The following is a 3,728-nucleotide window of genomic DNA, read 5'->3' as shown; positions in this document are numbered from 1 at the left end:
GCCCGGATCGGTCGGGGGGCTCGGGACGGGGCGGCCCGGGTCGGGCCGGGTGCCGGGAGCGGTGTCGCGGGACGGGCGGCCGCGGCGCGGGATCGGGGCCGCTTCGCCGGGCAGGCGGCCGGCCTCCGCCAGGGCCCTGCGCAGCAGGAACTCGATCTGGGCGTTCGCCGAGCGCAGCTCGTCCCCGGCCCACCGGGCGAGCGCCTCGTACACCGACGGGTCGAGCCGCAGCAGCACCTGCTTGCGCTGCTGCGGCCGACGCTGGGGGGACGGGCCCCCTGAGGGATCCGTCACTGGTAGAGGGTCCCGGTGTTCAGGACCGGCTGCGGCGCCCGGTCCCCGCACAGCACGACCATCAGGTTCGACACCATCGCCGCCTTCCGCTCCTCGTCCAGCTCCACGATGTCCTGCTCGGCGATCCGGGCGAGGGCCGCCTCGACCATGCCCACCGCGCCGTCCACGATCTGCCGCCGTGCCGCGACGACCGCACCGGCCTGCTGTCGCTGGAGCATCGCGGAGGCGATCTCCGGAGCGTAGGCGAGATGCGTGAAGCGGGACTCGATGATCTGCACACCCGCCGCCGCCACGCGCGCGTGCAGCTCGACGGCGAGCTTCTCGGTGATTTCCTCGGCGTTCCCGCGCAGCGAGAGCCCGCCCTCGTCATGGGCGTCGTACGGGTACTCGATGGCGATGTGCCGCACGGCCGCCTCGGTCTGGGTGGAGACGAACTCCAGGTAGTTGTCCACCTCGAAGGTGGCCTGCGCGGTGTCCGCGACCTTCCAGACCACCACGGCCGCCAGCTCGATCGGGTTGCCGTAGGCGTCGTTGACCTTCAGGACGGCGGTCTCGTGGTTGCGTACCCGCGTCGAGATCTTGGTGCGCGAGGTGAAGGGGTTCACCCAGCGCAGTCCGTCCTCGCGGATCGTCCCGCGGTAGCGGCCGAACAGCTGGACCACCCGGGCCTCGCCCGGCGCCACCGTGTTCAGCCCGCACATGGCGAGGAACGCGCAGAGGCCGACCAGGACGCCGACGGCGATCAGCGCGGCCCGGGCGCCGCCCTCGCCCACCGACGATCCGACCGCGACCAGCGCGGCGGCCGCCCCCAGTCCGAGCAGCCCGAGCAGCAGCGCGAGACCGCCGCCGATGCTGTGCGCGGTGAACTCCCGTACCTGCGGCGCCGGCATCTGCGGCATGTCGGCGGTGGCCGACGGGTCGAGTGTGGACATGACTGGTCCCCCGTTTCCTGGACTTCCGCTAGCTTCTGCTTATCTAAGTGATATCACTTATCGCGCTCATGGCAACCCTTGAGCCCTTCCGAACGTCGGTTCCCTTGAGACGGGGTGCTGATTGTCACGTCCGCAAAAGGCCGGATCGGCAGCCCTTTGTCATAGAGAGCGGTGTTAGCTTTCTGAGCTGACCTGTCCCCCGGGCACTGGTGTGACAGCCGAGACGAAGCGGAGCGAGCGGACTCATGGGACGAGCGGACGAGAGACGGGCGCGGCAACGGGGCGGCCGCCGCGCTGCGCCCAGGGATCGCTCGCCGCAGGCGGCGCACGACGAGGGACCGGTCGTCGTCGGTCACGGCCGCGCGGCGGCCCGCAAGGGCGCCAAGCCCGCGAAGAAGAGCTTCATACGCAGGATGTTCACCTGGAAGAAGGTCCTCGGCACCTTCCTGGGCCTGTGCCTGCTCGGCATCGGCGGCTTCATCGCGCTCTACATGATGATCGACATCCCCGCGGGGAACGACGCCGCCAAGCAGGAGAGCAACGTCTACAAGTACAGCGACGGCTCCGTCATGACCCGTGACGGCGAGGTCAACCGGGAGGTCGTCGACCTCTCCCACGTGCCCAAGGAGGTCCAGCGGACCTTCGTCGCCGCCGAGAACAAGTCCTTCTACAAGGACTCCGGCGTCGACCTCAAGGGCACCGCGCGCGGTCTGCTCAACACGCTCTCCGGCAAGGGCGCGCAGGGCGGTTCGACGATCACCCAGCAGTACGTCAAGAACTACTACCTGACCCAGGACCAGACCGTCACCCGCAAGCTGAACGAGCTGGTCATCTCGCTGAAGCTGGACCGCGAGAAGTCCAAGGACTACATCCTCGCCGGCTACATCAACACCAGCTACTACGGCCGCAACGCCTACGGCATCCAGGCTGCCGCCCAGGCCTACTTCCGCGTCGACGCCGACAAGCTCAGCGTCGAGCAGGGCGCGTACCTCGCCGCGCTGCTCCAGGCGCCCAGCCAGTACGACTGGGAGGTCGCCAGCGACACCGGCAAGCGGCTCGTCACCGCGCGCTGGAACTACGTCCTCGACAACATGGTCGAGGAGGGCTGGCTGAAGAAGTCCGACCGTGACGCCATGAAGTTCCCGAAGATCCTGAACTCCAAGCCCGCCCCCGGCCTCGGCGGCCAGAAGGGCTACCTGGTCAAGGCTGCCAACAGCGCCCTGGAGAAGCAGCTCGTCGCCCAGGGCGTCGCCGAGAACGCCAAGCAGGCGGAGGACATGGTCGGCCGCGGCGGCTGGACCATCACGCTGAACATCAGCAAGAACAAGCAGGCGGCGCTGGAGGCTGCCGTCAAGGAGCAGCTCACCAGCAAGCTCGACGGCAAGAAGCGCAAGGTCGACGCCGACGTCCAGGCCGGCGCCGTCTCGGTCGACCCGAAGACCGGCGCGGTCGTCGCGATGTACGGCGGCGTCGACTACTACAAGCACTACTACAACAACGCGACCCGGGTGGACTACCAGCCCGCCTCCACCTTCAAGCCGGTCATCCTCGCGGCCGCCCTCGACGAGGGCGCCAAGACGCAGGACGGCCAGGCGATCACCGCGAACACCATCTACGACGGCACCAGCAAGCGGCCCGTCAAGGGCAGCGACATCGGCTTCGCCCCGGAGAACGAGGACGACCAGGACTACGGCCCCATCACCGTGCAGACGGCGATGAACAAGTCGGTCAACTCCGCCTTCGCCCAGCTCGGCGTCGACGTGGGCATGGACAAGGTGCTCAAGGTCGCCGACGACCTGGGCATGGACACCAAGGACATCAAGGCGGTGCCCGCGCAGACCCTGGGCACCATGGGCGCCAGCCCGCTCCAGATGGCCGGTGTCTACGCCACCCTCGACAACCACGGCAAGAAGGTCACTCCGGCCCTGATCAAGTCCGTCGAGCACATCTCCCGCAAGGTCACCATGCCGAACCCGATCGGCGACAACGTCATCAGCCGTGAGGCCGCCGACACCGTCACCTCGGTGCTCACCGGCGTGGTCGACGACGGTACGGCCAAGAAGTCGGTGCGCGACAACCCCAAGCGCAACGGGCAGAAGGTCGCGGGCAAGACGGGCACCTCCGACAACAACAAGTCGGCCTGGTTCACCGGCTACACGCCGAGCCTGGTCACCTCGGTCGGCCTGTTCGGCGAGAGCGCCAAGAACGGCGCGCAGGTGCCCCTGACCGGCGCGACCGGACTCCTCCCGGGCGTCGGCCGGGTCAACGGTGGCGGATATCCGGCGCAGATATGGGCCGAGTACACCTTCGGGGTGCAGACCAAGGTCACCCAGTTCGAGCTGGAGACCACCCAGGGCGCGGCGGTACAGCCGACCCTCTCCCCGACCCCCTCGCAGTCGGCGACGGAGTCCCCCTCCGAGTCCCCGACGACCCAGGCGCCCTCGCAGACCCCGACGACGCAGACGCCGACGCAGACGCCCACCCAGACGCCGACGCAGACGC

Annotated in this window: 3 protein-coding genes; 1 reads left to right on the top strand and 2 read right to left on the bottom strand. The window is 69.0% G+C overall.

The window, feature by feature from the left end; translation table 11 throughout:
- Together FNH09_RS45240 and FNH09_RS45235 are read right to left on the bottom strand one after the other, a co-directional pair.
- Nucleotides 1–345, bottom strand: a 345-nt coding sequence (locus tag FNH09_RS45240; RefSeq protein ID WP_338017877.1) for a type II toxin-antitoxin system antitoxin, incomplete at its 3' end; no start/stop codon positions are given.
- Complete coding sequence (locus FNH09_RS45235; protein ID WP_152895691.1) at nt 291–1,226, bottom strand: SPFH domain-containing protein; 936 nt, start codon at nt 1,224–1,226, stop codon at nt 291–293. The genes FNH09_RS45240 and FNH09_RS45235, both read right to left, overlap by 55 nt.
- 245 nt (nt 1,227–1,471) lie before the next feature.
- On the opposite strand from FNH09_RS45235, the gene FNH09_RS45230 reads away from it, so the two are divergent.
- The coding region (locus FNH09_RS45230; protein ID WP_152895690.1) for a transglycosylase domain-containing protein at nt 1,472–3,728 on the top strand (2,257 nt) is incomplete at its 3' end.

Source organism: Streptomyces adustus, from assembly GCF_009377175.1.
Lineage (GTDB): Bacteria > Actinomycetota > Actinomycetes > Streptomycetales > Streptomycetaceae > Streptomyces > Streptomyces adustus.
Note: the sequence above shows the minus strand (reverse complement) of the source record. Positions and strands in the feature narration are given on the sequence as shown.